The organism is Qipengyuania seohaensis (assembly GCF_002795865.1).
GTDB lineage: Bacteria > Pseudomonadota > Alphaproteobacteria > Sphingomonadales > Sphingomonadaceae > Qipengyuania > Qipengyuania seohaensis.
In genome coordinates this window covers 329,391-341,657 of the sequence record NZ_CP024920.1, presented here as the reverse complement: position 1 = coordinate 341,657, position 12,267 = coordinate 329,391, and the positions used below count along the sequence as shown (strand labels likewise).

Genomic DNA, 12,267 nt, shown 5'->3' with positions numbered 1-12,267 from the left:
TTCATGAACCCCAATGCGGACAGACAGCTGTCGGCCCCATAGACGACACTAAGCCTTCAATATGGGTTCGAATTTCCGGGAAGATTTCAGCGGCGAACTTCGATCCGGAGAAGACACCGTAGTGCCCAACTCGTTCCTGGATGTGGTTGTGCGTATCGCCGAAAATACCGTGTGCCGCTTCTGTCTGGCCAGGCGGGCAAAGGTGGCCATTTGCGCCCTCCGCGGTCAGAACTCGCATCCCTTTGACGGAAGCGAAGTCCACCTTCTCCCCGCGGTATTCCATCAGTCCGCGCGGGATATGGTGCTCCATGAAAACCTTGCGCAAGCTCTCGATGACATTTGGCTAGCTCGCGCTTTGGGCTGGACAATTCCTTCTTTGTCGAACTTGTCACATCTGAGGTTCATTGGCACCGTTCAGTGAGCCGGGTTACACCATGTTTTGCAGCCGTTTCTTTACTCCCATCCTTGCAGGAGCCACCCTGCGCGATCGTCTTATCGCATGCGTTGGAGGTATTGCAGGGATTGCCCTAACCAGCCTGATTTCTTGGAGCTTTTTGCCTGACAGCCTCGCCCTGCTTTTCTTGGTGGCGCCTATGGGCGCATCGGCAGTATTGGTGTTTGCGGTGCCAGCTAGTCCACTCGCGCAACCTTGGCCGGTTATCGGAGGAAATACGCTTTCAGCCTTGATCGGCGTGGCTTGTGCTCAAGTCATAGCGATCCCGCATGTCGCAGCGGGACTGGCGGTCGGTTTCGCGATTCTCGGTATGTCGCTGACTCGTAGCTTGCATCCGCCGGGAGGGGCAGCCGCATTGACAGCTGTTATTGGAGGACAACAGGTTGCGGCAGCAGGATTTGAGTTTGCATTTCTGCCAGTCGCTCTAAATGCAGTCTGCCTTGTCATAGTCGGTATCGTTTTTCACCGGGGGTCAGGGCACAGTTATCCCCATAAGCCACAACCGGTTGCTGGACATTTCCTGCTCGAGCGCGACCTGGCGCCTCCGCACTCCCAAGACATAGCGGCGGCGTTGGCCGATTTGGGGGAGACGTTCGACATAGGAGCAGAAGATCTAGAACTGATCGTTCGCCGCGTAGATTATCACGCAGCAAGACGTCGCAAAGCCGGGGATCAAAAAACTGATTACGCAACATCCGCTGCAAAGACGTAAGTGCTCGCCGCGTTCTGACAATTCCAACATTCTGCGAACTCATCTATCGGGATCTCACGCTTGGCCTTGGGTGTTCACTTGCCACTGATGTTAGGCAGGGTGGCTGTTCGAGACCGTGTGGGCTGCGGCTTGGATCTTGGTGACAAAGCCCCCGAATGTCGACGAAGGCATCGAGGAATGCTGATCTACAAGATACTGGAAACACGACAGCGAAGTTTATTTTCGAGTTTCGATGAGTTCCACTGCTCGCCCCTTGAATTGGTCATATCAAAGTCGCATTACACACTCATGGCTCAAGTCGATCATGGTCTCGGGGTGATGGTTCCGGCCGCCAGCAGCACCGCACGCCTGCATGCCTAGAGCGCGTATGGCGCTCTAGGGGTATGCGCCGTGATGCTGCTCGTTGCATCGACAATTTTCCAGCCCGATGCATGAACATGCGTAGGGCATTCTCGCTTTAGTTGCGAGACCGGAGCCATTTGTGTTCTTTTCCCGTTTTACCGTGCTCGGCATCAGCCTGGCGGGCTCGATCTTTGCTCTCATGAGGCTTGACGATGCGTGGGCATTGCCAGTCTTTCTGCTTCTTGCCCTATTTTGCGTTTTGGGTGTCATCGACCTTACGCAAACAAAACATGCTGTGCGCCGCAACTATCCCATCATCGGTCGCCTGCGGTGGGCCTTCGAAAAAATCAGGCCGGAAATTCGACAGTATCTGATCGAAGGCGACGACGATCAAACGCCCTTTTCAAGAGCGCAACGCTCCCTAGTCTACGCCCGCGCGAAGGACGAGGTTAGCGACCGTCCATTTGGAACCTTGGCTGACGTCTACAAGAACGGCTACGAATTCATTTCGCATTCCACCAAGCCAAAGGCCTTGGCTGATCCCGACAGCTTTAGAGTTCCGATCGGGGGAAGCGACGCGCGCGATCCCTACATGGCGTCGATCTTTAACATCTCTGCAATGAGTTTCGGTTCGCTGAGCGCCAACGCCATTCGGGCACTCAACAAAGGCGCCAAATTAGGGAATTTTGCCCACGACACCGGCGAAGGCGGGATCAGTCCCTACCACCGCGAGAATGGGGGCGATCTCATCTGGGAAATTGGCAGCGGCTATTTCGGTTGTCGGACCGAGCAAGGTAACTTTGACCCAATCCGTTTTGCAGACAACGCTGCCGACCCTCAGGTCAAGATGATCGAATTGAAGTTGAGCCAGGGTGCCAAGCCCGGCCACGGTGGCATTCTTCCTGGTGAGAAGGTTAGCCCAGAAATCGCCGCCACGCGCGGTATTCCCGTTGGGGTCGATTGCATATCTCCCGCCGAACATTCGGCATTCTCATCGCCCATCGAGATGATGCATTTTCTTGCGCAGCTTCGGACACTCGCAAAAGGCAAGCCGGTAGGTTTCAAGCTTTGCGTCGGGCATCCTTGGGAATTCATGGGGATGGTCAAGGCAATGCGCGAAACCGGGATATTCCCAGACTTCATCGTCGTCGATGGCGCGGAAGGCGGAACCGGGGCGGCTCCGGTCGAGTTCGCCGACAACCTCGGCATGCCGATGCGGGAAAGCCTCCTGTTCGTTCACAACACGCTCGTAGGTGCGGGCGTTCGAGACCGGATCAAGATCGGCGCGGCCGGAAAGATCGTAAGTGCATTCGACATCGCCGCAGTCCTCGGTCTAGGCGCAGACTGGACCAATGCCGGGCGCGGCTTCATGTTCGCACTTGGGTGCATCCAGTCTCTTTCGTGCCATACCAACCGCTGCCCTGTGGGCGTTGCCACGCAGGATCCGTTGCGCCAGCGGGCATTGGTCGTGCCTGACAAGGCGGAGCGGGTTCGCCGCTTCCATGGCAATACGTTGCGGGCGCTTGCGGAAATGACCGCTGCCGCAGGTCTTTCGCACCCATCCGAATTGGGACCGCACCATCTCGTGCGACGGGTTTCGTTGACCGAAATACGGCTTTTCTCGCAGCTGCACATTTTCCTCGAAAATGGTGAGTTGCTGTCAGGATCGCACGACCGGGATTTTTACAGCGCCGCCTGGAAGCTCGCACGGTCCGATCGGTTCGAGCTTGCAGCGTGAAAGAGGTGCTCCACATCCTGACGGCTGTCTTGGCAGCCCTTCTGCTTGCGTTGGGAGGCGCAGCTAGCCGGGACGGGACAGTGCCGGATCTAACCGCATGGACCATATCCCAGGCTACCAGTTCTTACGACACTGCTCAGAAGCCTGGTGCCGAAATCTCGGAAGATTCCGAGCCGGGCGCTTCGGCTGACGGACCCGGCGGACCATTCGCATTGCCAGCCACGGCTCGTCGTGCCCACGTTGCGGAACGGGACGCTGAGGTTGGGCGATCAGAACACCGGATCTGCAATGCAGCTGCGAATTGGCCTCTGCCACCAGCGACTGGTCCTCCATTCTCCTGACACGCTGAATTTCTTGGCGGACTTCAGTCCGCAACCAACTGTCAGGAAATTCCATGAACATCGAATTGGAACGCGGTTTGACCGGCGACGACCGGCGTGCATGCGCCAAGGCTCTATTAGCCCGATACCCCGGGCTACCGAGCGATCAGCGCGATGATCTGCTGAGATGGTTCCGCAGTGAAGCGAGGGCGCTCGATGTCGGATCGATCTCGATGGATGACAAGCTGTCGCAGCAATATGCTTTGTTGAGGCGCAACGAACTCGATCGGTTCGCGATGCCCGCTATCGGCTTCGTGCTGCTGTTTGGTCGGCGATGTGCGCCATAATTGCCGGTATAGGTTATCTGGGTAGTTGATATGTGGAAGGGTCCGGAGCGAGGATTCCTTCGTTTCGGGCGCATACCCCGTCGCCAGATCCTGCCAGCCAGCGAGCCATTTCAGTCGCCTGCGAAACGTTCCTGTCTATGTCCCGTTTGATAGGAAGAAGGACGTCACCCAAACGCAGGAGCGGATCATGGCAAAATATGCAGTCGGAGATCATATCAGCTGGAATTCTGAGGCAGGACGAGTCAGCGGGACCATCTCCAAGGTTCACCAGTCGGACTTTGACTACAAGGGTTACACCCGTCGTGCCTCGAAAGATGAGCCGCAATATGAGATCGAAAGCGACAAGACCGATCATGTCGCAGCGCACAAAGAAAGTGCGTTGACCAAGCTGAAAAGCTGATGCCGACTTTTCTTACGATCGGCCATTCCAACCGGGACGCGGAAACCGTCATTGCCATGCTGAAAGGAGCAGGGGTGGACATGCTGGCCGATGTCCGGGCTTTCCCCCGCTCCCGCTCCAATCCCGCATTCAACATCGATTCCTTCCCCGCGCTGCTCGATGAGCACGACATCGCCTATAGGCACTTCGATAAACTTGGCGGCAGAAGGAAACGGCAAGATGATGTGAATCCGGCGCTGAACGGATACTGGCGCGTCCAGAGCTTCCATAACTACGCCGACTATGCGTTGAGCGGCGAATTCCAGTCGGCGATCGAGAACATCGTTAACTTAGCGGATGACTGTCGGGTGGCGCTGATGTGTTCCGAGGCCGTCTGGTGGCGATGCCATAGGCGTATCATTGCCGATCATCTCATGGCTCGCGGTCATGAAGTTATCCATCTCATGACGCCGAAGCGCAGGGATGAGGCCGAGATGACGGAGGGGGCCATCATTCGCCAATCTGATGAGGTTGTCTATCCAAGCTCGGGTTACATGAGTGAGCTGATCGAGCCCATTCCGCTATGCCGATACGAAAGACTAGCGATCCGCGAAAATGAACTTCGTGCGCTTCGCGCGGATCAGGCTAGTCGTTCGAGCAGCTCTCCAGACGAAACAACCTCGTAAAGATTTCGGTCTATCTGTCGGATCGCGTCACCATCGGAAGTCCTCCATCTGATGGCGCCCAGACTGCGACGCTCGCCACGCTTGGATTGCGAAATGGCGATGTGACGATACTGGATGACTTCGACCGATCTGTCCGCACTACCGAGACAGGAGATATGGGCCATTGTTTCTTCGATGAAGTCGGCTTCGGCGGGTGTTGAAGCAGTTGGGAGCTGACTTGCCGGCTTGCTTCGCTCGATCGTCACTGAACCTGCGCATCCGGAAGTGAGTCGATATCTTCCATCGTCATCCCCGATGAAAGATCGGTGTCATTGCCGCGGGTCCTCGCGGTCAGACCGTCGATCGGTATTGTGACGTATCGATCCGGATTGCTATCCTCGATTTCGATGAGGAGTGCCGTCGCATTGCCTTCGGCATCTTTCGTTACAGCTTCCACGTCACCCAATTCGGTTCCGTCGGCGGCCAGGATTTCGGCAACGAGCAATTGCCGCTCAGTCAGGCCGAGTGCCACGGGTGTATCGCCAGACTCTCTTGCGCTCTGTTCGGCCTGTTCCTCGATACGGTCTTCGACCTGATCCTCTTGGCTGTCGCAGGCGGAAAGGGCGAGGGAGGATCCGATTAGAAGGGGGGCGAACTTGATCATGTCGATCTCCAAGACTGTCTATCAATCCTGCGAACGAACGCGGCTGCTCCTCCGTTCCATCACGTGTTGCCAATCAGATTGAGCATTGCAGCTTCGTCAGGCCTTGCTGCGACGCGGATATCGATCCCTTCCATTCCCAGGAAGTGAGCAGCAGCTGCATCGGAGATGCAATAGACGACGCCATCAAACCGCCTTGGAAACCGATCAAGGCAGCACCTCACGACGCGACCCGCGCGTGGCGAGTGGATCATAATTCCGCTAATCCGCTCCAGACCTGGGAGGTATGCGAGGAGATCCGCAACAGTGTTTTCACGCGTCTCGTAGACTGCCATCCGTATGGCGCGATACTCCCTTCGATCCAGATTACCTGTCAGGTCCCCAGCCGGTCGTCGTGCTGAAAGATGCAGAAGTCGGCTACCCGGGGGAAGAGACTGAACAATCAGCCGCTCCAAATCGGAGACGTCGCCATCCGCAGAAACGACTCTAGTATATCCTGCCAGCGCGGCACTCTGCGCTGTTCTGTTGCCAACAGCGAAAACCGGAATATCGAGAAGTGCCGGGCAGATAGAATGATGGCGCACACCATTTACCGATGTGAACACGATCGCATCGGGCTGCTCGTCCAATGTTTTCGCTGGGAGACCGTCGGCGCGCAGAGCGGGCAAAGCCAGCGCATCGAACCCTAACTGCCGCAGGGCACCCGCAGTCTTTTCGTTGTCCGGCGACGTGCGGGTGACCCAAATCCTCGGCCGGAACGCGGGATCCTTCGTGTTTGTCGGGGAACGATCACTCACTTTCATCTCGTCGTTCGATATTGTCTGTCTTCGAAGAAACGACAGCTCCCGCCAGCGGCTTGCTACCCCTGCCAGCGAGAAGAATGCCGCCAACAATCAGCGCCATTCCGATCGCATGGAAGCTTCGCAGATGTTCGCCCAGGAAGACGATTGCAAGACCTGCGCCCATGATCGGCATTATGTTCATATACATGCCGGTTCCTGCCGACCCGATGAGTTCCACGCCCCTGTTGAAGAAGAGGTAGGCAAGGATAGACGGAAAAATCGAAACATATCCGATCGCCAGCAGGCTTTCCTTCTGCAAAACGATATATCGGTCGGAACTGAGTTCCAGCGCATAGAACGGCGCGATCCCGACTATGCCGACGACCAAGGTCACTGCGAAAAGGCTAAGAGGATGGATTGCCGGGCGATGACGTAGCATTACTGCGTAGATCGCCCACAGGCACAGTGCGAGACCGATGACGAGGTCGCCTTCGTTGAAATTCAGGGTGCCCAGAATACCAAGGTTTCCGCGAGCGATGATCCAGAGCACACCGGCCAGCGCGATGGCGGCGCCGACGATCTGGCGCAGCGCCGTGCTGTCCCCCATGAAGATCGCGCCAAGAAACAGAATGAGGGCAGGCTGGCCCGACTGCAGCAACATGGCGTTGAGCGCGGTGGTCTCCTGCAATCCGGTGTAAAGCAGCGTGTTGAAGGCACCAATGCCGAGAGCGCCAAGCACAAGCAGCATTTTCCAGTTCGCCCGAAAGACAGGAGCATCCCGCCGCAAATGGCCCCATGCGAATGGCAGAATGATAGCCAGGGCAATCGTCCATCTCCAGAACGCCAGGGCGACGGGAGGGACTAGTTCGCGCGCCGCACGCGCAACGATTGCGTTACCAGCCCAGAACAGAGCGGTGAAGGTAAGGAGCACGTAGGCGCGCGACCACATGCTTCCAAAAAAGCGAGAACTGTTCTGCAAGAGTAACCCAGTCGAAACACTGCCGCCGAGAGTTAGGCAGCGCGCTCCTCCAATAACTGCATCAGGCCGCGCGAAACACAACCGGAAGGATCGTTGGCGATGGTGACCGGAACACCGCACTCCGCGGTGATCGCTTCAGCCAGGAACTCTGCGCAGATCCCGCCGCCCGTGGCGACAACGCGCTCGCTCAGCAGGTCGGCGGCAAGATCGGGAGATATCTCACCCACCACCAGCCGGGCGGCATCAGCGAAACGACCGAAGTGTCGCTTCAACACGGGATGGAACTCGGAAACCGGCAAGGTCAACGTTCCTGGAAGACCATTGTGCAGTGATCGGCCTCTGATTTCCACTTCCGCGTCCTCGGCACAATCTTGAGCGAGATGCTTCTTCAACGTCTCGGCGGTGATTTTGCCTATGAGAAAGTGATGCCTCAGATGAAGGTGTTCGGTAATCGCCTCGTCGAGGCCGAGACCGCCCAAACGCACGGAGCGCGAACGGCATTGTCCGTCGATCGAGAAGACCGCAACCTCGGTCGTTCCGGCGCCGCATTCGACGACCATGGACGCGCGCGCTTCGCGGACGGGAAGTTCTGCCCCGATAGCCGCTGCAAAAGGCTCGCGCACCAGTTCGATCCTCCCGAAGCCGGCATCGTCCGCGGCAGCGAGCAATGCATTTGCTTCCGCCTTCGTGGCATCCGCCGGAATACCGATCATGGCTGGAAGACGTCCCCTGCGCTTCTTGCCAACCACAGAAGATAATCCATGCGCAAGCAATGCGGCGGCGGCTTCCATATCCTGCAGCACACCGCGAGCAAGAGGACGGCGGACCACATGGGTTCCGGGAACCCGATCGACCATCGCCAAAACATCCCGACCCGCTGCAATCAGTTTCATCTGACCGGCCGTCTTCTCGTAATAGCACAGGGATGGTTCGTCGAAGACCACGCCTTCGCCTCGCACCATGATACGCATGTTGGCGGTGCCGAGATCGATAGCGAGATCCGGTCCGCGCCTGAATCCGAAAGAATGAAAGTTCATCATTTCCTTTCGATAGGCCTTCCGGAGTCGAAAGTCTCGAAATAGTCGATGAGGCGATTGGTCTTATGTCATTTGACTAAACCGAAACTCGCGCCCACATGTATCTCATGGTCTTCTCGCAGCACTTCGACCGACATTTCGTGCACGCAGGTCAGCTGCCCGCACGGGCGCTCGCCTCGTCTCGACGGCCGTGATCCGGTCCGGGACGAGGCTCCCGGACGATCGACAGCCCTGCCGCGATCCTCTTGCGGCTCTCTAGCGAGTTACGAAAAATGACCATCACTCAAAACGGCGAAAAGCCGATGATTCATGTTATCGATTCCGAAGCCGACGCGCTCTACGAACTGGCGATGTCCATCGAGGAGCGCAGTCCCGATGTAGCGGGAAAGCTCTGCGAGGAACTGGACCGCGCTGATGTGGTGGCAGCCGAAGACTTGCCTCCAGACGTTGTGACCATGGATTCGGAGGTCGAATTCGTCGATGAGCGATCAGGCGGCCGGCGCAAGGTTCAACTGGTATGGCCGCGCGATGCGAACATGGACGAGAACCGTCTCTCCGTGCTGACCCTCGTGGGCGCCGGTCTCATCGGAATGCGAGCAGGGTCAGCGATCGACTGGCCCGATCGTTCTGGTAGAGAACGCTGCCTGCGAATCGTCGATGTGCGACAGCCGCTCACGACTTATCGGGTGGCTTAGGTCCGCCCCGCGCGTTGCGGATATCTCAATTGCAGAGTGATCACAGTATGGCGAATATCTCGGAAAGATCACCGGACGAAGCCGTATTGGTTCTGCCAGAAACCGCAGAGCAGCGAAAGGACCTTAATTTCTGTCAGGCCTGTTCCGTTCGGAACCGGGCGATCTGTGCCGACCTTGATGATCATGAGGTTGAGCTTCTTAACGGGATCGGGCGCAGAAGGCACCTAGACCCGGGCGAAACGCTTCTATGGGAAGGCGAAGAGGCAATATTTGTCGCAAACGTCGTTTCAGGCGTAATGAAACTTTCGACCCAGACGAGCGATGGTCGCGAACAGATTCTCGGATTGGCCTATCCGTCGGATTTTATCGGTCGGCCGTTCACTGAGACCTCTCCATACAGCGTGGAGGCCCTTGGGGAAGCCGTCGTCTGCATCTTCCGGCGGCTGGACTTCGAGCGCTTTGTGCACGAACATGCTCGCCTTGAGCACAAGTTGCTAGAACGCACTTTAAGCGAACTCGATAAAACCAGACGCTGGATGCTGCTTCTCGGACGCTTTAACGCGGAAGAAAGACTCGCGACATTACTCCTTGAGGTGGCCTCTAGAAACACTTTGCCTATCGACGGTAATGCAGGCCAATTCGATGACGAACAGTTTGAACTACCCATGTCCCGCCAGCAGATTGCGGATGTTCTAGGCCTCACTATCGAGACGGTCAGCCGACAATTTACCAAATTCCGCGACGAAGGCGTGATCATGATATCGGGTCGCAGAACAATAACCATTTTGCGCCGAGATGTGCTCGAAGCTCTCGCGACGTAATTTATCGGTTCATGCTTCCTATGGGCGAAAGACTGAAACCCTCGAAGCCTTTTTAATGATAAAAGGTCACTTTGAATTGCGCATCGGCCGATAGTCGAACGAAGTGCGATAACGCCGGTTCGATAATCAAGCTTTCTCCGGCTCTGACGGCGGTTGTCGATGAGGCTGGTCCGGTAGTGTGAAACTCGACCAAGCCCTTGCCAACGCAAAGTCGGCCCCAGACGCCTGACTTTAGTCTGTGTTCGGAGGTCAGTTTGTCCGGAACAGTTTCTGCTGAAAACATCGGACTTTCGGCGTATTTGACCACATTCGGTGGGAGCTCGACTGGCTGTGTCACGCGCCGGGTCCAACCGCTAGGACGATGATCAAAATGCCGATCCCGAACAGAGAGACTGTTGCCGGTACAACGAGAACCTGCGCAAACACCGCCTTGCGATCCATCGGGCCGGTCCAGGTTGGAAGCTTTCCACCGCAATCGAGGGGTGAAGTCTGTTCACGCCCCGCTTGACGCGCACCCAGGCGTGCGACCCCGAAATATAATGCCGTGTACAGGACGGAAATCACGATCGCGAAGCGCGCCGCCGTACTGCCTCCCGTCGCCAAGAATATCGCGAAGAAGAATATGCCGTAGCATGAGAGCATGATCTGCCAGACCCGGGCTGGGAGCTGAAAGCCCGCATTCGCGGGAGCTACTGGTGCAACCGAGAGCGGCTGCAGAATGCCGTCGAGAGCCTCGACTTCGTTTGCCGGATGGACCTCGCGCTCCGCGAGTAAGGTGTGCTGTTCAAACATGGGGGAGGTTCCTTCCTGCAGTTGACCCCGAGATTCCGGACTTTCCGATCGTAATGCCTGTCAGGAGACTGTCAGCAATTGCGCGGGCTCGGTCGGCAACCAGTCTGATCGGCTCTGGCTTGCTCGAGAGCGTGCGGAGCGTTGCGTAGAAGAGGTCTAGCCAACGGCTGAAATGGTGCTCTTCCAGACCAGTAATCTCGATGTGCTTGCGCATGGGATTGCCTGCGAACTCACCGCTGTTGAACAACACGGAGCGCCAGAAGGACTTCATGCGCTCAAGATGCGTGGGCCACTCCGAAATACGGTCCGCGAAAATGGGGCCAAGCAGGTCGTCCTCGCGAATGCGTCCGTAGAACTCGTCCACCAGTTGCGACACGAACTGCTCGGTGACGCCGAGCAATTCAGCGTGAGCGCGCTTCGCTGCTCGTGCATCGAGCACATCTGCGCGAGAAACATTGACGTTTGCGGTCATCTCGTGAACCTTAAAACAGGTATATAATATACCTCTTATATCCCGTGTTGTGGGAAAAGCAATATCTGATATACCGCTTTTATGCAGTTGAACCTTCGAACCGACTATGCGCTGCGGATGCTTATGGCGCTTGCCGCCAAAGACGATGTGGTCTCGATCGACTGGATCGCTGAGCACTATGGGATATCGCGCAACCACCTGGCCAAGGTGGCACAGGACCTTGCAGCCGCAGGATTCGTAGAAACCTTGCGGGGCAGGAGCGGTGGCCTGCGGCTCGCCCGGCAGGCTTCGCAAATCAATGTAGGCGAGGTTGTCCGGTCATTGGAAAATACGAACGGTTTTGTCGCCTGTATGGGAGGCAAGGAAGGCTGCGCCATCGATGGCGTATGTGGACTCAAGCCCGCCTTGGCGGGCGCGCTGGAGGCCTTTCTTTCACACCTCGATCAGTTTCATCTGGGACAGATTACAGGATCAAAGTCGCAAATCATGCAGAGGCTCGCTCCAGTCTAGGTGAGATCGCAGACCATATAGCTACTGGCTCCACCATATCCGACCAGCGCTTTGCCGATGTCCTCGTCGGCTATAATCATAAACTCATGCTTTGCCCAAAAATCCTGAGAGCGATTGACCGCCACCAGTGTAACCCGGTCATAATCGTGCTTGCGGGCAAGCCGCTTCGCGTGATCAACCGCCTCACTTGCAAGGCCTTGACCGCGCATACCCAAGTCTATCGAGATATCATGAATGTAGAGCACATCCGCATTGTCAGGCAGTGCGCCTAGCAGTGTGTCCAGTGGCACCGGGTGGCCGAAAGTAGCGGGGTGACAAATGATGTATCCAACGGTCTCCCCGTCTTGCTCGAGAACACAGCATCCTCCTGCGAAAAGTTCGAGCCGCTCTCGAAACACCGCCTCGTCTTCAGGATGATCGGGATGGCACTTGTCCGCGATGGCAAGCACGCGCGGGAGATCGTCCGCAACCATCTCTCGCCATCTGTGGGCTGTGCTGGCTGTATGCATTTTGGTTTATTCGCTCTCTATCTTTTGCGATCGCTCTTCGCCCATCGCTCTC

Annotated in this window: 17 protein-coding genes; 8 read left to right on the top strand and 9 right to left on the bottom strand. The window is 56.9% G+C overall.

From position 1 onward, the window contains the following. Window position 1: 1 nt before the first annotated feature. The gene (locus CVE41_RS01695; RefSeq protein ID WP_269800160.1) at window positions 2-325 is read right to left on the bottom strand and encodes an alpha/beta hydrolase family protein; all 324 of its coding nucleotides are present in this window, start codon (window positions 323-325) and stop codon (window positions 2-4) included. 79 nt (window positions 326-404) lie between these two features. On the opposite strand from CVE41_RS01695, the gene CVE41_RS01690 reads away from it, so the two are divergent. From CVE41_RS01690 to CVE41_RS01665, 5 genes are all read left to right on the top strand, one after another. Further along, complete coding sequence (locus CVE41_RS01690) at window positions 405-1,166, top strand: HPP family protein (RefSeq protein WP_332835722.1); 762 nt, start codon at window positions 405-407, stop codon at window positions 1,164-1,166. Window positions 1,167-1,707: 541 nt separating this feature from the next. After that, the gene (locus tag CVE41_RS01680) at window positions 1,708-3,246 is read left to right on the top strand and encodes an FMN-binding glutamate synthase family protein (protein ID WP_100261318.1); all 1,539 of its coding nucleotides are present in this window, start codon (window positions 1,708-1,710) and stop codon (window positions 3,244-3,246) included. 394 nt (window positions 3,247-3,640) lie between these two features. Continuing rightward, entirely contained in the window at window positions 3,641-3,913 is a 273-nt protein-coding gene (locus CVE41_RS01675) for a hypothetical protein (RefSeq protein ID WP_100259114.1), read from the top strand. Between the two features lie 187 nt (window positions 3,914-4,100). Continuing rightward, window positions 4,101-4,313 (top strand): hypervirulence associated TUDOR domain-containing protein, encoded by a 213-nt coding sequence (locus CVE41_RS01670; RefSeq protein ID WP_100259113.1) that lies wholly within the window; start codon window positions 4,101-4,103, stop codon window positions 4,311-4,313. Next, the gene (locus CVE41_RS01665) at window positions 4,313-4,978 is read left to right on the top strand and encodes a DUF488 domain-containing protein (RefSeq protein WP_198507692.1); all 666 of its coding nucleotides are present in this window, start codon (window positions 4,313-4,315) and stop codon (window positions 4,976-4,978) included. Before CVE41_RS01670 ends, CVE41_RS01665 begins: the two co-directional genes overlap by 1 nt. Window positions 4,979-5,219: 241 nt before the next feature. Here the strand turns inward: CVE41_RS01665 and CVE41_RS01660 are convergent, their stop codons facing one another. The 4 genes from CVE41_RS01660 to CVE41_RS01645 form a co-directional block, all read right to left on the bottom strand. Further along, window positions 5,220-5,621, bottom strand: a complete 402-nt coding sequence (locus CVE41_RS01660; RefSeq protein ID WP_100261317.1) for a hypothetical protein — start codon at window positions 5,619-5,621, stop codon at window positions 5,220-5,222. 59 nt (window positions 5,622-5,680) lie between these two features. Beyond that, window positions 5,681-6,415 carry a uroporphyrinogen-III synthase gene (locus CVE41_RS01655; RefSeq protein ID WP_157799354.1) on the bottom strand — a complete coding sequence of 245 codons (735 nt, stop codon included), beginning with the start codon at window positions 6,413-6,415 and terminating at the stop codon, window positions 5,681-5,683. Then, a complete protein-coding gene (locus CVE41_RS01650) occupies window positions 6,408-7,349 on the bottom strand; it encodes a DMT family transporter (RefSeq protein ID WP_100259110.1) in 942 nt (313 codons plus the stop codon). Before CVE41_RS01650 ends, CVE41_RS01655 begins: the two co-directional genes overlap by 8 nt. Before the next feature lie 62 nt (window positions 7,350-7,411). Beyond that, the gene (locus CVE41_RS01645; RefSeq protein WP_269800177.1) at window positions 7,412-8,416 is read right to left on the bottom strand and encodes a rod shape-determining protein; all 1,005 of its coding nucleotides are present in this window, start codon (window positions 8,414-8,416) and stop codon (window positions 7,412-7,414) included. A gap of 272 nt (window positions 8,417-8,688) precedes the next feature. On the opposite strand from CVE41_RS01645, the gene rnk reads away from it, so the two are divergent. Both rnk and CVE41_RS01635 read left to right on the top strand, forming a co-directional pair. Further along, entirely contained in the window at window positions 8,689-9,111 is a 423-nt protein-coding gene (rnk, locus tag CVE41_RS01640; RefSeq protein WP_100259108.1) for a nucleoside diphosphate kinase regulator, read from the top strand. 47 nt (window positions 9,112-9,158) lie between these two features. After that, window positions 9,159-9,932: a Crp/Fnr family transcriptional regulator gene (locus CVE41_RS01635; RefSeq protein ID WP_100259107.1), complete on the top strand. Its 774-nt coding sequence runs from the start codon at window positions 9,159-9,161 to the stop codon at window positions 9,930-9,932. A 52-nt stretch (window positions 9,933-9,984) separates the two neighbouring features. Here CVE41_RS01635 and CVE41_RS15000 read toward each other — a convergent pair whose 3' ends face one another. From CVE41_RS15000 to CVE41_RS01620, 3 genes are read right to left on the bottom strand one after another with little or no spacing between them, the layout of a single operon-like run. After that, on the bottom strand, window positions 9,985-10,215 hold the full coding sequence (locus CVE41_RS15000; protein ID WP_408633966.1) for a DUF1971 domain-containing protein: 231 nt from the start codon (window positions 10,213-10,215) through the stop codon (window positions 9,985-9,987). Window positions 10,216-10,265: 50 nt separating this feature from the next. Beyond that, window positions 10,266-10,724 (bottom strand): hypothetical protein, encoded by a 459-nt coding sequence (locus tag CVE41_RS01625; protein WP_100259105.1) that lies wholly within the window; start codon window positions 10,722-10,724, stop codon window positions 10,266-10,268. After that, window positions 10,717-11,196 (bottom strand): group III truncated hemoglobin, encoded by a 480-nt coding sequence (locus CVE41_RS01620; protein WP_100259104.1) that lies wholly within the window; start codon window positions 11,194-11,196, stop codon window positions 10,717-10,719. The genes CVE41_RS01625 and CVE41_RS01620 overlap by 8 nt, the downstream gene beginning before the upstream one ends. Before the next feature lie 81 nt (window positions 11,197-11,277). Here CVE41_RS01620 and CVE41_RS01615 point away from each other — a divergent pair, with 81 nt between their 5' ends. Then, window positions 11,278-11,706 (top strand): RrF2 family transcriptional regulator, encoded by a 429-nt coding sequence (locus CVE41_RS01615; RefSeq protein WP_100259103.1) that lies wholly within the window; start codon window positions 11,278-11,280, stop codon window positions 11,704-11,706. On the opposite strand, the gene CVE41_RS01610 is transcribed toward CVE41_RS01615, so the two are convergent. Next, window positions 11,703-12,179, bottom strand: coding sequence for a GNAT family N-acetyltransferase (locus CVE41_RS01610; RefSeq protein WP_157799353.1), 477 nt, complete (start codon window positions 12,177-12,179; stop codon window positions 11,703-11,705). The genes CVE41_RS01615 and CVE41_RS01610 overlap by 4 nt on opposite strands. Between the last annotated feature and the right edge of the window lie 88 nt (window positions 12,180-12,267).

Excerpts from the sequence above, each read along its gene's own strand:
- CVE41_RS01660 (WP_100261317.1), bottom strand. The coding sequence starts at position 5,621 with ATGATCAAGTTCGCCCCCCTTCTAATCGGATCCTCCCTCGCCCTTTCC.
- CVE41_RS01620 (WP_100259104.1), bottom strand. The coding sequence starts at position 11,196 with ATGACCGCAAACGTCAATGTTTCTCGCGCAGATGTGCTCGATGCACGA.
- CVE41_RS01635 (WP_100259107.1), top strand. The coding sequence starts at position 9,159 with ATGGCGAATATCTCGGAAAGATCACCGGACGAAGCCGTATTGGTTCTG.
- CVE41_RS01645 (WP_269800177.1), bottom strand. The coding sequence starts at position 8,416 with ATGAACTTTCATTCTTTCGGATTCAGGCGCGGACCGGATCTCGCTATC.
- CVE41_RS01670 (WP_100259113.1), top strand. The coding sequence starts at position 4,101 with ATGGCAAAATATGCAGTCGGAGATCATATCAGCTGGAATTCTGAGGCA.
- CVE41_RS01625 (WP_100259105.1), bottom strand. The coding sequence starts at position 10,724 with ATGTTTGAACAGCACACCTTACTCGCGGAGCGCGAGGTCCATCCGGCA.
- CVE41_RS01680 (WP_100261318.1), top strand. The coding sequence starts at position 1,708 with ATGAGGCTTGACGATGCGTGGGCATTGCCAGTCTTTCTGCTTCTTGCC.
- CVE41_RS01615 (WP_100259103.1), top strand. The coding sequence starts at position 11,278 with ATGCAGTTGAACCTTCGAACCGACTATGCGCTGCGGATGCTTATGGCG.
- CVE41_RS01675 (WP_100259114.1), top strand. The coding sequence starts at position 3,641 with ATGAACATCGAATTGGAACGCGGTTTGACCGGCGACGACCGGCGTGCA.
- rnk (WP_100259108.1), top strand. The coding sequence starts at position 8,689 with ATGACCATCACTCAAAACGGCGAAAAGCCGATGATTCATGTTATCGAT.
- CVE41_RS01650 (WP_100259110.1), bottom strand. The coding sequence starts at position 7,349 with ATGTGGTCGCGCGCCTACGTGCTCCTTACCTTCACCGCTCTGTTCTGG.
- CVE41_RS01610 (WP_157799353.1), bottom strand. The coding sequence starts at position 12,179 with ATGGTTGCGGACGATCTCCCGCGCGTGCTTGCCATCGCGGACAAGTGC.
- CVE41_RS15000 (WP_408633966.1), bottom strand. The coding sequence starts at position 10,215 with ATGTTTTCAGCAGAAACTGTTCCGGACAAACTGACCTCCGAACACAGA.
- CVE41_RS01665 (WP_198507692.1), top strand. The coding sequence starts at position 4,313 with ATGCCGACTTTTCTTACGATCGGCCATTCCAACCGGGACGCGGAAACC.